This is a genomic window from Desulfovibrio sp., assembly GCF_035644575.1.
Lineage (GTDB): Bacteria > Desulfobacterota > Desulfovibrionia > Desulfovibrionales > Desulfovibrionaceae > Desulfovibrio.
Window position 1 is genome coordinate 1 of record NZ_DASQOG010000023.1, and the last position, 19473, is coordinate 19473.

Here is a 19473-nt window from a genome sequence, read left to right on the forward strand (position 1 = left end):
TGGCAGGAACGCCGCGCATGCAAAGATCGCGCAGGGTTCCTATGCCTGTTGCGCCGCCGCCGATGACGACAACAGTAGTTTCAAGCATGGTTTCTCCAGTGGAGCAAATTGTCGGAATCGTCCTGAAGCATGCAGACGCTGTCAGATGCCGCGCCTGCGGGGCCGAAAAACAACGGCGCATCTACGCAACAAGATTGAAAAGCCGGATCGGTTGGATAATTGCTGCGGTTATGCTCAGGATGATTGTTGATACCGTATGGTTATCAATTTGTGTAGTTGCGTCAAGATTGAATACAAGAGAATGTTGCGGTAGCGCTTGCCAGAGTGGGCAATGCCGCATAATGAAAGCAAAAAACTTGAGGATTGCATATATGGATTGGTCAAAAAAACGTTGCGTTGTGCTTGATATGGACGGCACCGTCTACCTCGGTCATATCCCCATTGATGGGGCCGTGGGCTTTATTCAGCGGCACTGGAACAGTCTGGATTTTTATTTTCTGAGCAATAATACTTCCAAATCGCCCCTCACCTATGTGGACAAGCTCAACGGTATGGGCATTGCCGCACGCGAAGACCTGCTGCTCTCGCCCGTGACGCCACTGGTGGATTTTTTGCGCGCCAATGGCATTTTGCGCGTGTTCCCCGTGGGCAATGCCGATTTTCAGCATGATCTGCTCAAGCGCATGCCCGAGCTGCAACTGGTGGAAGAAGGCGCGCAGGCCGTGGTGCTGGCCTACGATACGGAGCTCACCTACCACAAGCTTGCCCGTTCTGCCGTGCTGTTGCAGGACAGTTCGGTGCTCTTTCTCGCCACGCACCCCGATCTGGTATGTCCCTCGCCCGAAGGCCCGCTGCCGGATGTGGGCAGTTTCATCAGCCTGTACGCCACGGCCACGGGCAGAAAGCCGCAGCATATTTTCGGCAAGCCCGACCCAGCCGTGCTCGCGCCATTGCTGGCGCGCTACCGCAAGGAAGAAATGGTCATGGTGGGCGACCGCCTGAGCACGGACATGCAGCTTGCGCGCAATGCTGGCATTGATTCCATTCTGGTGCTCAGCGGCGAAGCCACGCGCGCCGATCTTGCCAGGGAGGAGCATCAGCCCACCCTGGTGCTTGAAAACCTGGGCCACGCCGATAAAGACTGGGCATAAAGCCCTGCCTGGCAGTTGCCGACAATAAAAAACACCCGCTCTGGCCGAAGACCAGCGCGGGTGTTTTTGTGTCAAAGCTTCGACCAACAGGCTGTTGGGCCGAAGCTTGTTTTAATCTCAGCCTAGTAGGCCACGGCAGCGCCGTCGCCGCGCGGATCCGTACCGCCCTGACGCACGCCGGTGGCCTGATCCACAAGGATAGCGCCAGCATGGCCCATGGTGTCGGTGTAGTTTTCAATCAGGCGCACGGGATGCCCGCGCCGCTTGAGTTCGTCCGCCACTTTTTGGGGAATACGGCCTTCAAGCTTGAGGTCGTTGGAAGAAGCGCCCCAGGTGCGGCCATAAAGCCAACGGGGAGCGGCAATGGCCTCTTGCGGGGTCATGCCAAAGTCCACCACGCGGGTAACGATGGCGGCCTGGGTCTGGGGCTGGCCTTCGCCGCCCATGGTGCCGTACACAAGGTAGGGCTTGCCGTCCTTGAGCAGCATGGCCGGGTTCAGCGTGTGGAAGGTGCGCTTGCGCGGCTCAAGATGGTTTACGTGTTTGGGGTCAAGGGAGAAGAAGCTGCCCCGGTTTTGCAGCAGCACGCCAGTGCCGCCCGCCACGATGCCGGAACCAAAGTCGTGATAAATGCTCTGGATGAGCGAAACCGCGTTGCCCTGCGCATCCACAACGCCAAGCCAGATGGTGTCGCCCTTGGGATCAAGGGGCGTAAGGTTTGTGGCAGCCTTGCTCATGCTGATGCGCGCGGCCTGATCCTTGCCATGCTTGGCGGAAAGCAGGTAGTCGAGCGGAATTTTTACAAAATCAGGGTCAGAAAGGTACTTGTCGCGGTCAACAAAGGCTTCCTTGGTGGCTTCGATCAGCGCGTGATAGTAATCCGCTGTGCCTTCGCCCATGGCCTTGATATTGAAGTTGTTGAGGATGTTCAGAATTTCAAGGGAGGCCATACCCTGCGTGTTGGGCGGGAAATTCACGGCCTTGTAGCCCCGGTAATTGACGGAAATGGGGTCAACCCAATCGGCCTTGTGGTTGGCAAAGTCGTTGAGGGTCAGCAGGCCGCCGTTGGCTTGCAGGTCGGCCACAATGCGCTTGGCGATGTCGCCCTTGTAAAAGACCTGCGCGCCCTTGTCCGCAAGCTGATTCAGCGTGGCTGCCAGATCGGGCAGGCGCATGACTTGGCCCACGGTGTAGGGGCTGCCGTCCGCATGCAGATAGGCTTTGCGGAAGGCGTCAAAGCGTTGCAGGTTGCGGAATTCAGAATCATTGGGATTGGTGTTGATCTTGCTCCAGTAAGCCAGCGAGGTGCTCACGGGAAAGCCGTTGGCGGCATAATCGGTGGCGGAAGCGAGCAGCTCCTTCCACTTCATTTTGCTGCCCATGCTCTGCTTGCTGTAGGCATAGGCCGCATCCCAGCCGGAAACCACGCCGGGCACGGTGTTGGCCGCAATGTAGCCTCGGGAGGGGATTTTTTTCAGCCCTTTGGAGGCATAAAAGTCAATGGTCGCCATTTCGCCCGAGCGGCCACTGGCGTTGAGCGCCTTCAGCTCGCCGGTTTTGGCATTGTAGATCAGCCAGAAGTTGTCGCCGCCCAGCGTGCACATCTGCGGGTAGACAACCGCAAGGGTGGAGGCGGTGGCAATGGCCGCGTCCACGGCCGTGCCGCCGCGCCGCAGCACATCCAGCCCGGCCTGCGAGGCCAGGTAGTTGGGGCTGGTAACAACGCCCCGAGTGCTCAGGGGGTTGGTGGCGGCGGAAATGGTCGCAGTGTACTGAGGCTCATCCTGCGCCTTGACAGTCGCGGTGGGCAGTAACAAGCCGCATGCCATGAGAACAGGCAGGGTTTTACGGCTGACCAGAGAGAGAAAATTCATGGACATCAGATTCTCCTTTCAGAAATGCTAAAGGCAATGAAACCGGCCATGTATATGCACCATCTGTTCCAAAGAGAAAGATAAGCCATTTATATGTATTGAATTTTTTAACAGGTGCAATCTGGCGCATTATTGTTCCATTTTCGGTTGGTTGAACCAATTTTGTAACAAGTTGCAGACTGCACGGTAAAACCATAGACCCGCCCCCGACAATCGCGGGCGACCATATGTCTGTACAGCAGGCGTTACGGAAATTTCCACCTTGCCACTGTGTATTTGGTTATCAAACTCTGGAAGAATGATGGCGCTGTGCAGCAGGGCGCTTCACCGTGGCGAAGCGCCCTGAACTTGCCGCATTATTTGGTATTTTTCAGTTCTGTGACCATGTTGTTGAGCTTTTTGGCCTCATCGGCAAGGGCGGCAACCGCTCGGGCCGATGTGTGCATGATGGTGGCGGTTTCTGCCGCGATGGAGCTGACCTGTGTCACTGTTTGCGTGATGGACTCGGTTGCGGCGGACTGTTCTTCTGACGAAGTGGCAATGCCGCGCACCTGATCAACGGTCTGATCCACCATACCCACGATTTCGCGCAGGGCTTCGCCGGATTTTTGCGAAAGCGTGGTGGCGCTTTCCACATTGCCAGCCGTCACGTCAACCTGACGGATGCTGGAATCCACGCTCTTCTGGATTGCGCCAATGGCATTGCCCACGTCACTGGTAGAACTCATGGTTTTTTCCGCCAGTTTGCGCACTTCATCGGCCACAACGGCAAAGCCGCGTCCGGCTTCTCCGGCGCGCGCCGCTTCGATGGCGGCGTTGAGGGCCAGCAGGTTGGTCTGGTCTGCAATGTCGGAAATAACGCCCATAATTTGCGAAATAGCCCCCGCATGCTCGGCAAGCTTGGTCATTTCGTCTTTGAGCACAAGGGCATCTTTTTGCACATTGCCAATGGCCTGCACGGACTGGAACACAACTTCCGCGCCTTCCGCAGCGCGCTGGCGCATGCTGGTGGAGAGATCCGCCGTGGCCGAGGCGTTTTTGGCAACCTCTATGACCGTGCAGTTCATCTGTTCAACTGCCGTGGCGGCTTCTGTGGTGCGCGCGGCCTGCGTGGTTGCGCCTTGCTCGGCCTGTTCGATATTGCCGGAAATTTCTGTCGAAATACTGGTTATGGCCGTCACCACCTGTTCCAGATGCTTGGCGGCGCTCAACATGCCTTCACTGCGGGCGCGGTGCGCTTCTTCAGTCAGGCGTTCAGCCTCGGCAACGGCTTCGAGCGCCTTTGCCGCGCTCTGTTCGGCCTCGCGGGTTTTTTCTTCAGAGATTGCCAGCGATTTTTTTACGTTGGCGGTCATTTCGGACATGCAGCGTTCAAGAACAGTAATTTCGTCCTTGCCAGTCGCAGTGATGTTAACGTCCATGTCGCCGTTGGATATGCGCTGCGCAGCCTCACGCGCGTCCTTGATGGGCAGCAGGATGGAGCGCGTAATCAGCAGCATGAACGGAATGTATAAAAGCACAACGCAGCAGGCCACCGCGATGAGAATTTGTTTGAGATTGGCATTAATGGCATCGCTGATCTGCCCTGCGATTTCATTTTTAACCTGCTCCACATTGTCGATGTAGACGCCAGCGCCGACCCACAGGCTCGTGCCGGGCACCTGCGAGCCATAGGCGATTTTTGACTGGGTGCCGCCGCCGGGCTTGTTGAAGACAAAGGTCACAAAACCGCCGCCTTCGGCCGCCTTCTTGGCAAGTTCCGCGTTGAAGCGGACGCCGTTTTTATCTACGGAATTGCCAAGATCCTTGCCCACCAGATCAGGGAAGACATGGGCAACAACAATACCGCCGTCATATACAAAGAAGTAGCCGGAGCTGTCTTTTTCGTAGCGGGCTTTTTTTATGGCGCTGGCAATAATGGCGTTGCGCTTGGTTATGTCGGTGATGCCGCTGATCTGCTCGCCAATGCTGTTTGCCATGGTGGTTGAGAGATCGCGGATGCGTTGTTTCTGACCTTCATAGAACATTTCGCCCACTTTCTGGGCGGAAAGTTCGGTGGCAGAGTTGGAAATATGGATCAGGGAGTATACCAGACCGCCAACAATAATCAGGGTAAAAATCAAGATCATGAACATACGATACGAGATCGTAAACATCCTGAACATGCATACCTCCTGTACCATTTACTGTTGAAGCAAATCAGCTGCGCCAACCCTTGGATTGGCCTCATGGTTCAGTCTGCAGATAAAATTTCCTGCTGCATTTTCACATTGATACTAATTAGCGTATCGTTCGTTGTATATATAACTTTATACTTTGAATAAAAATCCTTTGTTACCAGAAAACGACAATTTTTTATCGTCTGTGGTGTTTTGATGCATACCTATTGAATTGTTAAAAAAAATGGCAGCAGACGGTAAAGGCAATAACCATGCGTTAATCTTGGTAGAAAGTTGGGTTTATTGGGTGTTTTTTTCAGATGACGGCAACATTGGTGTTGTTAACTTTAACACATGGGCAATATCATCCTGCATTATGGAGTAAATAAACTATATTTGTATAATATTATTTTGTGAAAAAAATCACTTTACTCCTGCTTCGGTACATCCTAGGGTGAATGCACAACCAGTTGTGCTGGCTGTCGCAGTTACCCACAAGACAGGAGAAGAGAAATGAAAGGTTTTGCAATGCTTGGCCTGAACAAGATCGGCTGGATAGAAAAAGAAAAGCCCCAGTGCGGCCCCTTGGATGCCCTTGTTCAACCCGTGGCGGTAGCTCCTTGCACTTCAGATGTCCACACGGTTTGGGAGGGCGCGCTGGGCGACCGGCACGACATGATTCTGGGCCACGAGGCGGTTGGCAAAGTTGTGGAAGTTGGTTCCCTGGTGCGATGCTTCAAACCGGGGGACAAGGTCATAGTGCCCGCAATTACGCCAGACTGGAATTCTCTTGAGGCGCAGGCCGGGTATTCCATGCATTCCGGCGGCATGCTCGCGGGCTGGAAATTTTCTAATTTCAAGGACGGCGTGTTCGGCGAGCTTTTTCACGTGAACGATGCGGACGGCAACCTGGCTTTGCTGCCGCCCTCCATTGACCCCGCCGAGGCCGTGATGCTGAGCGATATGGTTCCCACGGGCTTTCATGGAGCGGAGCTCGCAGACGTGCAGTACGGCGATTCCGTGCTGGTGGTGGGCATTGGCCCTGTAGGCCTGATGGCGGTTGCGGGCGCGGCCCTGCGCGGCGCCGGCGAAATTTTTGCTGTCGGCTCCCGGCCGCTGTGCGCGGAGGTTGCCCGTGAATACGGCGCAACAGCTATCATCAATTACCGCGATGGCGACATTGTCAGCCAGGTAATGGACCGCACCAAGGGCAAGGGAGTGGACAAGGCCATCATTGCCGGGGGCGATGTGGATACCTTTGCGGAGGTCATACGTGTGCTCAAACCCGGCGGGCGCATCGGCAACGTGAATTATCTTGGTTCCGGCGACGCCGTTAAAATCCCGCGTATTGAGTGGGGTTGCGGCATGGGGCACAAGATCGTTGCGGGCGGTCTGATGCCCGGCGGCAGGCTGCGCATGGAAAAACTGGCAAGCCTGCTGGTTCACGGGCGGTTGAGCGTTGCGCCCCTGCTGACTCACAGATTCAAGGGATTTGAAAATATTGAAAGCGCCTTGCTCATGATGAAGGACAAGCCGCGCGACCTGATCAAGCCCGTGGTTGTGGTGTAGTACCCAGTTACGATGAAGCTTGTGGGGCAAAATAATAAGCCCCGGCAGGCGTCAAACAAAACCTCCCGGCATACCACTGGTATGCCGGGAGGTTTTTACTTATGCGCAATGAGTTGCTAGTTGCCGCCCATCAGCCAGTTCATGGGAACGATAGAAAGGCTGGGGAAGAACAGCAGCAGGAAGAGCATGACCACTTCCACAAGCACAAAAGGCACCAGTTTGACGATAAGGTCGGCAAACTTGATGTGCCCGATGCCGCACACAACGTACAGCACCGTGCCCACCGGGGGCGTAATAACGCCGATGCCCAGGTTGAGCACAAAGAGCAGTCCGAAGTAGTACGGGTCGATGCCTGCCTGCTGGATCAGCGGGTAGAACACCGGTGCAAAGATCAGGATGTTGGGCGTAAGATCCATGACCATGCCGATAAGGAACAGGAAGATATTGATGCTGATGAGCAGCAATATGGGGCTGTCGATAAGCGGCGAGAAGAGCGCGGTCATCTGGTTGGGAATCTGCGCAATGGTAATGAACCAGCCAACAGCCGTGGCCGTGGCCACGATCAGCATGACCACCGAGGTGGTGCGGGCCGCACGGGCGCTCACCCGCAGCAGATCGCGGAAAGAAAGCTCGCGGTAGTACAGCACGCACACAAGGATGGCGTAAATGGCTGCAAACGCGCCGCCTTCAGTAGGTGTGAAAATGCCAAAGCGAATGCCGCCAAGCAGCAGCACCGGCATCATGAAGGCAGGCGTGGAGTCGATAAGAATCTTGATGGCTTCTTTCTTGGTGAAGCGGATGGTTTCGTTATAGCCATCCTTGCGCACCACAAAGAACCACACCACCATGAGGGCCAGACCGATCATGATACCGGGCACCAGGCCGATCATGAACAGTTTGGTGATGGAAAGCCCGCTGACCGTAGCGCCGAGCAGAATGAAGTTGGTGCTGGGCGGGATGATGGGGCCAAGAATAGCGCCGGAGGCGATAACAGCGCCCGCGCGGCCTGGGTGGTAACCCACCTGCTTCATCATGGGCAGCAGCAGGCCGCCAAGAGCGGCGGCTTCGCCCACCGAGCTGCCCATCAGGCCCGCAAAGATGATACTGGCGATAATGGCCGCATAGCCAAGGCCGCCGCGCACCCGGCCAATCATGAGCTGGGCAAGCTGCACCACGCGTTTGGAAAGGCCGCCCTCCGCCATGATTTCACCGGCGAACACAAAGAAGGGAATGGCCATCAAGGGGTAGTTGTTGGCGCCGTCCAGCATGCTGCCGGGAATAATCATGGCATCCCACATGCCCGAGTGCCACATGAGCACAATGGAGCACAACACAAGCACAATGGCCAGAGGAACGCCAATGAGCATGAAGAAGAAGAGGGAGCCGAGGAAAATAAAGAGTTCCATTCTTCTCTCCTAGCCCTTTTGGAAGGTGGATGCGGGTCTGCGAACAAGGCTCGCGAGAGAGCGCAGTTCTACAACAAAACCAACAAGGGCCATGACGGGCAGGGTGCCGTTGATAAAGGCCATGTTGACGTTGGTCGCCACGGAGTAGGTATCGAGCGTTTGCAGCACGTTGACCACGCCGCCGTAAAACAGCAGGCCCAGGGCAAAAAGGCTGCATGCAGAAGCCAGTATATCCACAGCCTTGCGCTTGGTGCCTTCCAGCGTGGTCACAAGCAGGTCAACCGCAATGTGCTTCTTGCAGATAAAGGCTTCAATGGCGCCGAAAAACGTGATGTACATAAAGAGAAAGCGTGCCCATTCTTCACTCGGCGGGTAGCTCGAAGAAAAGATGTAGCGCAGCAGGGCATTGTAAAACACAAGGCCGATCATGCCCAGAAAGATCACGGCGCAAAATATTTCAAACAGCAATTGCCCCATGGTGTCATGCTTGGGTTCCTGTTCCGGCTCAAGCAGGGCATGCACGCCCGGCGCGTGGTCCGGCGGAAAATTTTTGGAAATGTCGTCGCTCATAACGAACCTCTGGAAAACGCTGCCCCAATCGCTGGCTACGCAGTGACTTGCGGATGTCAGCAAGTCTGTTTGTGCCGCCGCAGATGGCTGCGTGAAGAATTGTTGCAACCCCCGCTGCCCCAAAAGGCTGCGGGGGTTTTGTCCATGAACTGCACAGGCCGGAAAAGCCTATACTTTTCCGGCCTGTAAAGCGGAGAACAATTATTTGGATTCGCGGTAGCTGGCGGCGCTGTCCAGAATGGCCTGGCAGTTGGGCACCGTGTCGTAAAAGAGCTTCCAGCTGCGCTTGCCGGCTTCAGCCATGTAGTCGTGGAATTCCTTGCTGGGGGTATTGATGCTGCCCTTGTTGGCAAGGATGGTTTCCTTGGCTTTTTCGTCGCCTTCCTTGACCATGACCCACACATCGTTGGCGGAGCGCTTGGCGGCTTCGTCAAACCACTTTTTGTCCTCGTCAGGCAGCGACTGATAGAACTTGTCGTTGATGTAGAGGGAGTGGATCACGAGAATGTGGCCGGTAAGGGTGATCTGGGGCGTGATTTCGTACATCTTGAGGCTGACGATGTCGGCCAGGGGGCTGTCGCCGCCGTCGATGACGCCCTGATCAAGCGCGCCGGGCACTTCGGCAAAGGGCATGGGCTGGCCGCTGATGCCGCATTCCTTGGCAAAGTTGGTGTACAGGGGAATGTTGGGCACGCGCATGCGCAGGCCCTTTACATCTTCCACCGTGACAATGGGCTTCTTGGTGTAGAAGTGGCGGAAGCCCAAGGGAAAGGCGTTCATGGTGCGCAGGCCGGACTTTTCGGTGAAGCCTTCGTTGATGAGCTCAAAAGTCTTGCCTTCCATGGCGCGGCGGGCGTGGTCCAGATCATCGAAAAGCATGGGCGTTTCAAGCATGGCCATGGCAGGGTGCAGGGCAGATGTCTGCGTACCAGTGGCGCACATCTGGATGATGCCCTTACGGGTGGCGGCAATGTATGCGTCTTCCTTGCCAAGCTGGCTGTTGGGGAAGACCTGCACTTCATATTTGCCATTGGAAAGTTCGGCAAGATACTTGCCGAAAAGGTGCATACCAATGGTTTCCGGCTCGCCTTCGGGCTTCATGCCCGCCATCTTGATGATGGTCTTGGCTTCAGCAGCCTGGGCAAAACCAAGGGTCATGCCGCAAACAAGGCCCAGAGCAACAAGCAGAGCTACGATACGTTTCATCCTGTGAACCTCCTCGCTAGTAAAACTTAGATGCCGTTTGACAATGAAAACTTATCCCTGTCCACAGCAGGGGGGCAGTTATGACCAGCTGACGCGCCCACGTTTCCCTCAACGTTCTGGTGCGTCAGACTCTGACGGGTCAAAAGCTGATGCAAACTTAAGTGACGATCTACCTAAAATTCAACTATTATTTGCAAAAAAAAGTTGATGAAGCTCTTATATCCTGAATCCACGCCGAAATGATTGTTTTCAACAAAAATGTAGAAAGTTGATTGAGCGTGATTTTTCCTGAAAACATGGAGGGTATTACAGTTGATTTATTTATATAAAAATTTTTTTAAAATAAAAGTAAGATAATATACGGAAATATTATTTGAAATTTATTAAATATTAAAGTTTTAAATAGTAAAAATAATAATATTTATACACATGTTTGAATATACGGCTGTCCAAGATTTTTTTAGCAAGGAAAAATTATTTTTTATTTAAAAAATAAATTATAATTTCCTTGATGCTCGTTGATTATAAGAAAATTTTTAATCATAACATATAATATCATTGTTATCATGACAAAAATATTACAATTTTGTGACAATTTGATGACTCAGTTTTTTTGCTGGCTCGCCACAACCTCTTCATATCCACAACGGACGGCAAGGCGGGCAGTGAGAAAACTGGTCAGCAGTTGCCAAGGCAACACCAAGGCATCTGACCGGGAAGCCACATGCCCTGATGTTGCAATGCGCAGGGTGTTAGACTTTTTTTAGCTTGTATTCGCGGCTCCCCAGACCCAGTGATTCGCCATAGCTCAGTTGCACCAGCCCGCAGGTGTGCGGCCAGCGCGCGGAGAATTTGTCCGCATTCGGTTGGGCTGAAACCTCCTGACCAAGCGAGGGAGCTTTTGAAACAAGGTCAAAACAGGCCTGATCCAGAGCAACCGGGTCGGTGGAGGCCAGAATGCCCACATCTGGCACCAGCGGCATGTCGCTCCAGGGGGCGCAGTCGCAGTCGGGTGTTACGTTGAGCACAAAGTTGATGTAGCAAACGCTTTTTTTGCGCCCTTTTACAGCGCCATAGGCGTATTCTGTCATGCGCTCTATAAATGGCTGCATCTCTGTTTCCCAGTCTATACTAATTGCTTTTTCTGGGCAAACAGTAATGCATTCAAAGCATCCGATGCATTTTTCAATGTCCACAACGCTTTTTTTGCTTTTCATACTGAGCGCATGCTGCGGACACACCCTTACGCACTTGGCGCAGCCCACGCATTTTTTTTCGCTGACAGAAACATGGGTGGCGTGTTGTTCTTTTTTGCCACGTACGGCAGCGCCTCCCATGGCAAGGTTCTTGATCGCGCCGCCAAATCCCGCCATTTCATGCCCTTTAAAGTGCGACAACACCACCATTGCCGGGGCGCGGCGTATCTCGGTGGCGATATGCACGTCTTTGAAATGCTTGGCGTTGATGCGCACGGGCACGTCATTTTCACCATACAGGCCATCGGCCAGAATGATGGGGGCATGCACCACCGAGGGCGCGAAGCCGTGGGCATAGGCCGTCTGCATATGGTCAACGGCATTGTGGCGGCTGCCGGAATACAGGGTTGTTGTGTCTGTCAGAAATGGTTTTCCGCCTGCTTCCATGATCTTGTTCACAACCTGACGCACCAGAGTGGGGTTGAGGTGCGTGTCGTTGCCGTATTCGCCAAAGTGGAGCTTGATGGCGGTAAGCTCTTTTTTCTTGATGATTTTTTTCAGATTGAGCGCATCGCAGAGGCGGGCAACCTTGGCGATTTTGCTGTCCTCGTGCGACCGGCAGTGCATATCAGCATAATAAACTGTGGCGGGCATGGCGTGGCCTCCATGTGAGGATGTTTAGGGTGCGGCGGGGCAGGGAGCAGGCATGGTTCTGCCCTGTGCAATGCTGTAAAACTCTAGCGCATGCCGCACAGCCAAGGCAATGCGCCGACCCGCAAGTATCATTGACACGAGCCGCTATTAAGAATAGCGTAGTCCGGTTTTAATTTTTTCCACCCAGTCAGTTATGCATAGCTAAGGAGGCTTTATGGCCGTTTATGTCGTTGATCATCCTCTTGTGCGCCACAAGTTGGGCATTTTGCGCATGGGGGCCACCTCCACGCGCGAATTCCGTTCTGTTTCCAACGAAATCGCGAGTCTGCTCATTTACGAAGCCACCAAGGGCTTTCGTACTGAAAAGCACACTGTTGAGGGCTGGGCCGGGCCGGTGGAAATTGAGGTCATTTCGGGCAAGATGGTGACTGTTGTTCCCATTCTTCGCGCTGGGCTTGGCCTCATGGACGGCGTGCTGGACATGATCCCCGGCGCCAAGATCAGCGTTGTGGGCCTGTACCGCAACGAAGAAACCCTTGAACCTGTTGAATATTACGTAAAGCTTGCCAACGATATGGATCAGCGGCTTGCCATCATCCTTGACCCCATGCTGGCAACCGGCGGCTCGCTTATTGCCGCCATCAGCCTGCTGAAGCGCCACGGTTGCAAGCAGATTTGCAGCCTCAACCTTGTGTGCGCGCCCGAAGGGATCGCCAAGGTCAGGGCCGCCCATCCGGATGTGGACATCTACACCGCAGCCATTGACGATCATCTGAACGAAAACGGCTATATCATTCCTGGTCTCGGCGATGCCGGCGACCGTATCTTCGGAACCAAGTAGCGAGGGCCCCCATGAGCACAGCCAGTACGCGGCGCGAGATTGCACCCACTGACTATAATTTTCGCTTCAGGGATTGTCTTATCGGCGCGCAGATGCTTTTTGTGGCCTTTGGCGCTCTGGTTCTTGTTCCCCTGTTGACCGGGCTTGACAGCAACGTGGCTCTTTTCACCGCTGGTGTGGGCACCTTGCTGTTTCAGGTCTGCACACGGGGCAAGGTCCCCATTTTTCTTGCTTCGTCCTTTGCCTTTATTGCGCCCATCATTTACGGCGTTCAGACCTGGGGCATGGCGCAAACCCTTGGCGGGCTTGTTTGCTCCGGTCTGGTATATTTTCTTTTGAGCGGGCTTATCCGCTGGCGCGGCACGGATGTGGTGCTGCGTGTGCTGCCGCCCATTGTGACCGGCCCTGTCATTATGGTTATCGGCCTTATCCTGGCCCCGGTGGCGGTGCACATGGCCCTGGGCAGAACAGGCGATGGCGCGGTTGTGCTGGTGCCTGAAAACACGGCCCTGTGGATTTCCATGACCTCGCTGGCCGTTACCGTGCTGGTGTCGCTCCTGGGCAAAGGCTTTTTGCGCCTCATGCCCATTTTGTGCGGTATTGCAGCGGGCTTTATTGTTTCGATGTTTTTCGGCGTGGGCGATTGGACAAAGGTTGCCGCAACCCCCTGGTTGCAGATGCCCTCGTTCACCTTCCCCGAGTTTGCCTGGGAACCCATACTGTTTATCATGCCCATTACGCTTGCCCCGGCCATTGAGCACTTTGGCGACGTTGTCGCCATCAGCTCCATCACCGGGCGCGACTACCTGAAAGACCCCGGCGTTCACGCCACCATGTTTGGCGATGGCGTTGCCACCATGGCTGCCGGTTTTGTGGGCGGCCCGCCCTGCACCACCTATGCCGAGGTTATCGGCGCGGTGAGCCTTACGCGGGTGTTCAACCCCGCAGTGATGACCTGGGCTGCCATGTGTTCAATCTTGCTGTCGTTTGTGGCCAAAATCGGCGCGTTCCTTGGCTCCATTCCCGTGCCCGTTATGGGCGGCATCATGATTCTGCTGTTCGGCGCGATCATGGTTGTGGGCCTGAACACGCTGGTGCGGGCTGGCAAGGATCTGATGGAGCCGCGCAACATGATCATTGTCGCGCTTATCATCATCTTTGGCGTGGGCGGCATGCAGTTCAGCATTGGTTCGTTCAAGCTTGGCGGTATCGGCCTTGCGGCGGTTACGGGCGTACTGCTCAACCTGCTGCTGCCCAGAAGCCGCACCTAAGATACAGAGTTTCTGCGGCGCAGTTTTGTACTGTTCGCACTGGTCAGGCGCGGCATATGGCTGATCTGGCCTGATCCCTTTTCTATGTGATTCAGCTGATGGGTTTTGTCTGTCTGCGGGCGGCATGGCGTACTTCGCCGTGCCGCCCTGTTTTTTGCAAGGTCATTGGCAGCAAGGGCGTAGGCAGAAGGTAATGAGACAGGCGCGCCGTACAGGGCATTCTGGGCTGTGAATTTTCAGGGGGCCCGCATGTTGGTATCAATACGACTCGGGGTTGATAGATATGCCATGCATTATATTTTTACCGCTTGGGCAAGTGCTATAGGAAATATACTGTAATGATAATTTATCATCACACGTAATTATAATAATTGTGTGTAGCTAGTAAATGAAATAGAATATTTTTAAATAAATATTGCGTATCAAGTTCTTGATTTGTCAGTATATATCTTTATTGAAGCTCAAAATGCAGTAATTTTTTGCACAAATATTATTTTTTTAATAAAAACATAATGAATATATATGAAATTGTATAAATAAAGTGTGGCTTAAAACATCTGTACCTGAGCAGAAAAAATCGGTATAGAGATATCCCCCAAGTTTGGATGGGCCTGCCAGCCAGCAGACCATTGTCAAAATCTCTTTTCTTTTTTGGGTAAATCCCGAGTCGCCAATGCAGCGTAGTAGTAATCATCAATCCTGGGAATGGGTAGCCGGGCCAGATTTGTGTTATTGCGACGATGTCCCCTTCAAGTCCGCAATTCTTGGCATTCCAACGGTAAAAGGGCAGTCCCTGTTTTTCGGCATGGATGCCGCTGACCAGCAGATGGCCATGGAAACCCTCATGGATGAATATGGTGAGCCGCGCGCCTTTTCAAACGTGATCGGCCATTATGTGCGGAAGAGCGATGGGGTGCTGTTTCTGCTTGAAATGAGCGGAGAGCCTCTGTTTGACGATGGTTACGGCCTGATGGGGTTTAAAGGCGTAGAACGGGTTATTGCCAACATTGCCCTGTATTCTGCGGGAATTTCCACATCCATTGACCTGGACACCATCTACGCCACCGCCCCCATTGCCATGTGCGTTGTTGACCGCGACGGCGTGCTTATTTCTGCCAACGAGCACCATGTGCAACTTTCCGGGCGGTCATTGTTTGACATCAGCGGCGCGCATATTTCTTTATTGCACCCGGAGCTGGAAGAAAATATCCAGAGTGACTTTTGCAATCTTGATGCCGGGGGGCGGGTTTCTGACCATGAAGTAAGCATCGACAACAGGGATTACGCGGTTTCTGTCACGCCTGTTCGCAATGCCTCGGGCGCCATAACAGCGCTTTCGCTTGCGTATTTTGACATTACAGAACGCAAAACGCTGGAACGCAAGCTCAAGGAAGCCAACGAGCGCCTGCGCCATATGTCCATTCACGACCATCTCACGGGCGCGTATAACAGAAGATTTTTTGACGCCATCCTGCGCAGGGAGGCTGCCGTGTGCAACCGCCGCGCGGGCAATCTCTCAGTGATCCTTATAGATATCGACTTCTTCAAGTTTTATAACGATAAGTACGGGCATCTGGCAGGCGATGAATGTCTGGCCCAGGTTGCCAGAACCATGAAGGATTCGCTGGAAGATATGGGGGGCGAGCTGTTCCGCTATGGCGGCGAGGAGTTTGCCGTGGTGCTGCCTGAATGCGATGACCGCAACGCCCATGAAGTATGCGAAGCTTTGCGGGCAGCGGTGTGTGATCTCAAAACGCCCCACGCGGGCAGCGATCGCAATTATGTGACCATAAGCGCCGGGGTGGCCACGGTGCAAAGCCGGTTTGAAAAGGTGTCGCCTTCCCAGCTCGCGGCAAAAATCCTTGAAGCCGCCGATAAGGCGCTTTACGAGGCCAAGAATACAGGGCGCAACAGAGTGAAAACCAGCACCGTGTAAGCCTTTTATCTGCCGCTGCCGTTTATGCTTTCCTGCCGCATCCCGCTCCGGGAGGGCAGGATTTTTTTGTGGAGTTGTGGCGTTACTTCACCGCTCCATTTCCAATCCCTTCCATCTGGAACCGTTTTAGCGCTTCTGGCTGTCTGGCAGACCATTTGCCGAGGCCTGGCCCTTGCTTTGCTTATTGCCACTTGCGCCGGGGCACACGCAGGGCCGCGCCAGCAGCTCCTTAACGTGTTCTGTCATAAAATCTACCAAAGCCCGCACACGCAGGGGCAAACCTTTTTGCACCGGGTAAACCACATGGGCGGGCAGTTCACGCGCGCGCCATTGGGGCAACAGGCGCACCAGCCGCCCCGCAGAGAGATCTTCCGTCACCAGCCAGCCCGGCAGGGGGGACACCCCAAGCCCCAGCAGGGCAGCTTCGCGCAGGGCGGTAACGCCCTCTGCCGTCAGCACGGGGTTCACGTGCAGGGTTTGCTCCTCGCCGGATTCTTTAAAAAGGGTGATGTTGCGCGCGCCGCCAAAAACTTCCGTGCCGAGCGTGAGCCAGGGCCAAGCCGCAATATCGCCCGGTGTCTCAGGCAGTTGCCTGCCTTCAAGAAATGCGGGCGCGGCAACGGGATACCTGCGTATCATGCCCAATGGTCTGGCGATTACCGTTTCATCGGCAACGCTCCCGGCTACAACGCCAGCGTCGCAGCCTTCTTCAAGCATGCGCAAGGGCCTGTTTGAGTACACCAGATCAACGGTGATGGCCGGATTTTGCAGCATAAACCGGGCCAGAAACTTGCTGACCACACTCTGACCAAAGTCAATGGTGGAGAAAAAGCGGATATGCCCCATGAGGGCTGTCTGATCCACCCGCAGGCGACGCTCGCATTCTTCAGCCATGTTCAGCATGGCGCGGGCATCGGTGAGGACTTTTGCGCCCATGTCTGTGAGGTGCATGCGGTGCGTATCGCGCCGCAGCAGCACTGTGCCGCATTCCGCCTCAATCTGCGCAAGCTGGCGGCTGAGGGTTGGCTGGGTGAGGCCCATGTTGCGGGCCGCAGCCGAGATGCTGCCGCTTTCGGCAATGCTTACAAAACTACGCAGCAGGGCAAGATTTGAAAATATTGTCATACGTAATCCGTATAACCAATATGAATGCCATGCGTCTACCAATTATCCGCCTCATCCAGCATTGTGCTTTCAACAAAGCAGACCACGTGGAGGCACATATGACCATGCAGACTTCATCACCCAATGCGGCCATTGTTACTGGTGCGGCGCGCGGCATTGGCGCGGCAATTGCCCGGCGGCTGGCCGGGGGCGGCCTGGCAGTTGTCGTCAACTACGCCAGCAGTGCTGGCAAGGCCGAGGCCCTGGCGGCTGATATATGCGCCCAGGGAGGCCGCGCCATTGCCGTCAAGGCAGATGTGACGGTTCCAGAGCAGGCGGCAGACTTGTTCTCTGCCTGCGAAAGCGCGTTCGGCACTGTGCAGGTGCTTGTGAACAACGCCGGACTCATGCAGCCCGGCATGGTGCCGCTGGCGCAGACGGACGATGCGCTGTTTGACCGCATAGTGAGCACCAATATCAAGGGCGTGTTCAACATGCTGCGGCTGGCTGCGGCACGCATGCAGGAAGGCGGACGCATTATCAATCTTTCCACCAGCGTCAATCGTCTTGCCCTGCCGGGATACGCCGTCTATGCGGCTACAAAGTCCGCTGTGGAAACCATGACCGGCATCTTTTCCAAAGAGCTGCGGGGCCGCGACATCACGGTCAACGCTGTGGCCCCCGGCCCCACAGCCACTGACCTGTTTTTTGAGGGCAAAACAGAAGGGCAGGTTGCGGCAATGGCAAAGCTGCCGCCGCTGGAACGCCTTGCCCAGCCGGAAGATATCGCCTCTGTGGTGGCCTTTCTGGCAGGCAGGGACGGCGGCTGGATCAATGGGCAGACCATCCGGGCCAATGGCGGCATGGTGTAGATTCGCGGTAAATTTTCACATCGGATGCAGCGCCGCGCTCGCGGCGCACCTCTCGCAAACAGATGTAAAGGAACATGACATGAAGACGGAAAATACAACCTCGCAGCAGAACGGGTCGCTTATATACCTGCTGGCTCTGGCCGCAGGGTTGGCCGTAGCCAACATTTACTACAATCAGCCCGTGCTGGGGCTGATCGCCGGGGAGCTTAAGGGCGGCGACCATGTGGGCCTTGTGGCCACCATCACCCAGATGGGCTACACCCTCGGGCTTCTGTTTCTTGTGCCTTTGTGCGACACGCTGAACAGAAAAAAGCTGGTTCTAACGCTCTGCGCGCTGCTGGTGGTTTCCGCAGCTCTTGCGGCGCTGGCGCCGGGCATGGCGGTGCTCATGGCGGCCTCGGCTGGCATGGGGGTGGCAGCCACCATTACGCAGATGGTGGTTCCCATGGCCGCTGACCTTGCCAGGGAAGGCGAGCGCGGCAAGGCCGTCGGCATTGCCTTCAGCGGTGTTTTGTGCGGCATATTGCTGGCCCGTGTGGTGTCTGGCGCGGTGGGCCAGTGGCTGGGCTGGCGCGAGGCTTTCTGGCTGGCCTGCGCCTTTGCCGTGCTGCTGAGCGCGCTGCTTGCATGGCGCTTGCCTGATCTGCCGCGCAAATCGAGCCTGCCATACGGGCGGTTGCTGGTCTCCATGCTGCAACTTTTGCGGGATTACCGTGCGCTGCGCTATGCCTCCATTATTCAGGCTTGCGTGTTCGGGGCTTTCAGCGCCTTCTGGTCAGTGCTTGCGCTGTATCTGCAAGGCCCGGCTTACGGTCTTGGCGCAAGCGTGGCTGGTTCGTTCGGCATCGTTGGGCTGGTGGGCGTGCTCGCAGCGCAGGCCGGGGGCAGGCTGACAGACCGCTTTGGCGTCAGGTGCGGCGTGTTGATCGGCGCGCTCACGAGTATAGCGGCTTTCGGCATCATGAGCTTCAGCGGCATGACCGCCCTTGTGCTGGGGGTTATTGTGCTTGATTTCGGCGTGTCCATTGCGCAGGTGTCCAATCAGTCGCTCATTCTGGGCTTGTCCGAGTCGGCGCGCGGCAGGGTGAACACCATATACATGACGGTATTTTTTCTGGGTGGTTCGCTGGGTTCTGCTGCGGCCAGCCAGGCCTGGGCGGCGTACCGCTGGCCCGGCGTCATGCTCACAGGCGGCGCTTTTGCCCTGGCAGGCCTGTTTTTTCATCTGCTGGAAAGACGCTGTAACTGCCCCTCGGCGCGTACTCCAGCTCAGGAGTGCTGCTAAATCCAGTCTTTGCGCCTTGCTGGTCACCCCCGCCAGTCTTTTTTACCCGGAATTATAGCCGGGCTGGCGCAAAAAGGGAGGCTAAAGCCTCCCTTTTTGCGTGTACAAGGAGGTGTGGCCTGCGGCCAGCCCAAAGCACCGCTTTTGGGGCGCTGATTGTTACAGTTACATGGTGCATGTCGGGTTAAAACTTTGATTCCGGCCTGTTAGCCATGTTACGGCATCGCACAAAAGCCCGATAACCTTCACGCTGCCAGCACACAATCCCTCTGGATTTTTTCTATAGTGCAGACCATGCAATACCCAGTACGCATCCGCATCATTTCAGGCAACGCTGTAAACGGCGGATGTGTCGCGCCGTTACGGCAACGTAGTTGCT

The 19473-nt window shown here is 55.2% G+C and carries 15 protein-coding genes; 7 read left to right on the forward strand and 8 right to left on the reverse strand.

What is annotated here, in order from left to right; translation table 11 throughout:
* The coding region (locus VEZ52_RS00905; protein ID WP_324835135.1) for a hypothetical protein at window positions 1-181 on the reverse strand (181 nt) is incomplete at its 3' end.
* A 190-nt stretch (window positions 182-371) separates the two neighbouring features.
* On the opposite strand from VEZ52_RS00905, the gene VEZ52_RS00910 reads away from it, so the two are divergent.
* Window positions 372-1151: an HAD-IIA family hydrolase gene (locus VEZ52_RS00910; protein ID WP_324835136.1), complete on the forward strand. Its 780-nt coding sequence runs from the start codon at window positions 372-374 to the stop codon at window positions 1149-1151.
* 122 nt (window positions 1152-1273) lie between these two features.
* On the opposite strand, the gene ggt is transcribed toward VEZ52_RS00910, so the two are convergent.
* Window positions 1274-3031: a gamma-glutamyltransferase gene (gene ggt, locus VEZ52_RS00915; protein ID WP_324835137.1), complete on the reverse strand. Its 1758-nt coding sequence runs from the start codon at window positions 3029-3031 to the stop codon at window positions 1274-1276.
* Window positions 3032-3381: 350 nt separating this feature from the next.
* Window positions 3382-5190 carry a methyl-accepting chemotaxis protein gene (locus tag VEZ52_RS00920; RefSeq protein ID WP_324835138.1) on the reverse strand — a complete coding sequence of 603 codons (1809 nt, stop codon included), beginning with the start codon at window positions 5188-5190 and terminating at the stop codon, window positions 3382-3384.
* A 507-nt stretch (window positions 5191-5697) separates the two neighbouring features.
* Between VEZ52_RS00920 and VEZ52_RS00925 the strand changes: the two genes are divergently transcribed.
* The gene (locus VEZ52_RS00925; protein ID WP_240824526.1) at window positions 5698-6753 is read left to right on the forward strand and encodes an NAD(P)-dependent alcohol dehydrogenase; all 1056 of its coding nucleotides are present in this window, start codon (window positions 5698-5700) and stop codon (window positions 6751-6753) included.
* A 116-nt stretch (window positions 6754-6869) separates the two neighbouring features.
* Here VEZ52_RS00925 and VEZ52_RS00930 read toward each other — a convergent pair whose 3' ends face one another.
* The 4 genes from VEZ52_RS00930 to VEZ52_RS00945 all read right to left on the reverse strand — a co-directional run bounded on the left by VEZ52_RS00930 (window position 6870) and on the right by VEZ52_RS00945 (window position 11785).
* Window positions 6870-8159: a TRAP transporter large permease gene (locus tag VEZ52_RS00930; RefSeq protein ID WP_324835139.1), complete on the reverse strand. Its 1290-nt coding sequence runs from the start codon at window positions 8157-8159 to the stop codon at window positions 6870-6872.
* 9 nt (window positions 8160-8168) lie between these two features.
* Window positions 8169-8729: a TRAP transporter small permease gene (locus VEZ52_RS00935; RefSeq protein WP_324835140.1), complete on the reverse strand. Its 561-nt coding sequence runs from the start codon at window positions 8727-8729 to the stop codon at window positions 8169-8171.
* Between the two features lie 201 nt (window positions 8730-8930).
* On the reverse strand, window positions 8931-9935 hold the full coding sequence (locus VEZ52_RS00940; protein WP_324835141.1) for a TRAP transporter substrate-binding protein: 1005 nt from the start codon (window positions 9933-9935) through the stop codon (window positions 8931-8933).
* Window positions 9936-10687: 752 nt separating this feature from the next.
* Window positions 10688-11785, reverse strand: a complete 1098-nt coding sequence (locus tag VEZ52_RS00945; RefSeq protein ID WP_324835142.1) for a DUF362 domain-containing protein — start codon at window positions 11783-11785, stop codon at window positions 10688-10690.
* Between the two features lie 214 nt (window positions 11786-11999).
* Here VEZ52_RS00945 and upp point away from each other — a divergent pair, with 214 nt between their 5' ends.
* From upp to VEZ52_RS00960, 3 genes are all read left to right on the forward strand, one after another.
* A complete protein-coding gene (upp, locus tag VEZ52_RS00950; RefSeq protein WP_324835143.1) occupies window positions 12000-12626 on the forward strand; it encodes a uracil phosphoribosyltransferase in 627 nt (208 codons plus the stop codon).
* Window positions 12627-12637: 11 nt separating this feature from the next.
* Window positions 12638-13897, forward strand: coding sequence for a uracil-xanthine permease family protein (locus tag VEZ52_RS00955; RefSeq protein WP_324835144.1), 1260 nt, complete (start codon window positions 12638-12640; stop codon window positions 13895-13897).
* 673 nt (window positions 13898-14570) lie between these two features.
* Window positions 14571-15833 carry a diguanylate cyclase gene (locus VEZ52_RS00960; protein WP_324835145.1) on the forward strand — a complete coding sequence of 421 codons (1263 nt, stop codon included), beginning with the start codon at window positions 14571-14573 and terminating at the stop codon, window positions 15831-15833.
* 126 nt (window positions 15834-15959) lie between these two features.
* On the opposite strand, the gene VEZ52_RS00965 is transcribed toward VEZ52_RS00960, so the two are convergent.
* The gene (locus VEZ52_RS00965) at window positions 15960-16958 is read right to left on the reverse strand and encodes a LysR family transcriptional regulator (RefSeq protein ID WP_324835146.1); all 999 of its coding nucleotides are present in this window, start codon (window positions 16956-16958) and stop codon (window positions 15960-15962) included.
* Window positions 16959-17056: 98 nt separating this feature from the next.
* On the opposite strand from VEZ52_RS00965, the gene VEZ52_RS00970 reads away from it, so the two are divergent.
* The gene (locus VEZ52_RS00970; RefSeq protein ID WP_324835147.1) at window positions 17057-17809 is read left to right on the forward strand and encodes an SDR family oxidoreductase; all 753 of its coding nucleotides are present in this window, start codon (window positions 17057-17059) and stop codon (window positions 17807-17809) included.
* Window positions 17793-19094 carry an MFS transporter gene (locus VEZ52_RS00975; protein WP_324835148.1) on the forward strand — a complete coding sequence of 434 codons (1302 nt, stop codon included), beginning with the start codon at window positions 17793-17795 and terminating at the stop codon, window positions 19092-19094. Before VEZ52_RS00970 ends, VEZ52_RS00975 begins: the two co-directional genes overlap by 17 nt.
* The last annotated feature ends 379 nt before the right edge of the window (window positions 19095-19473 follow it).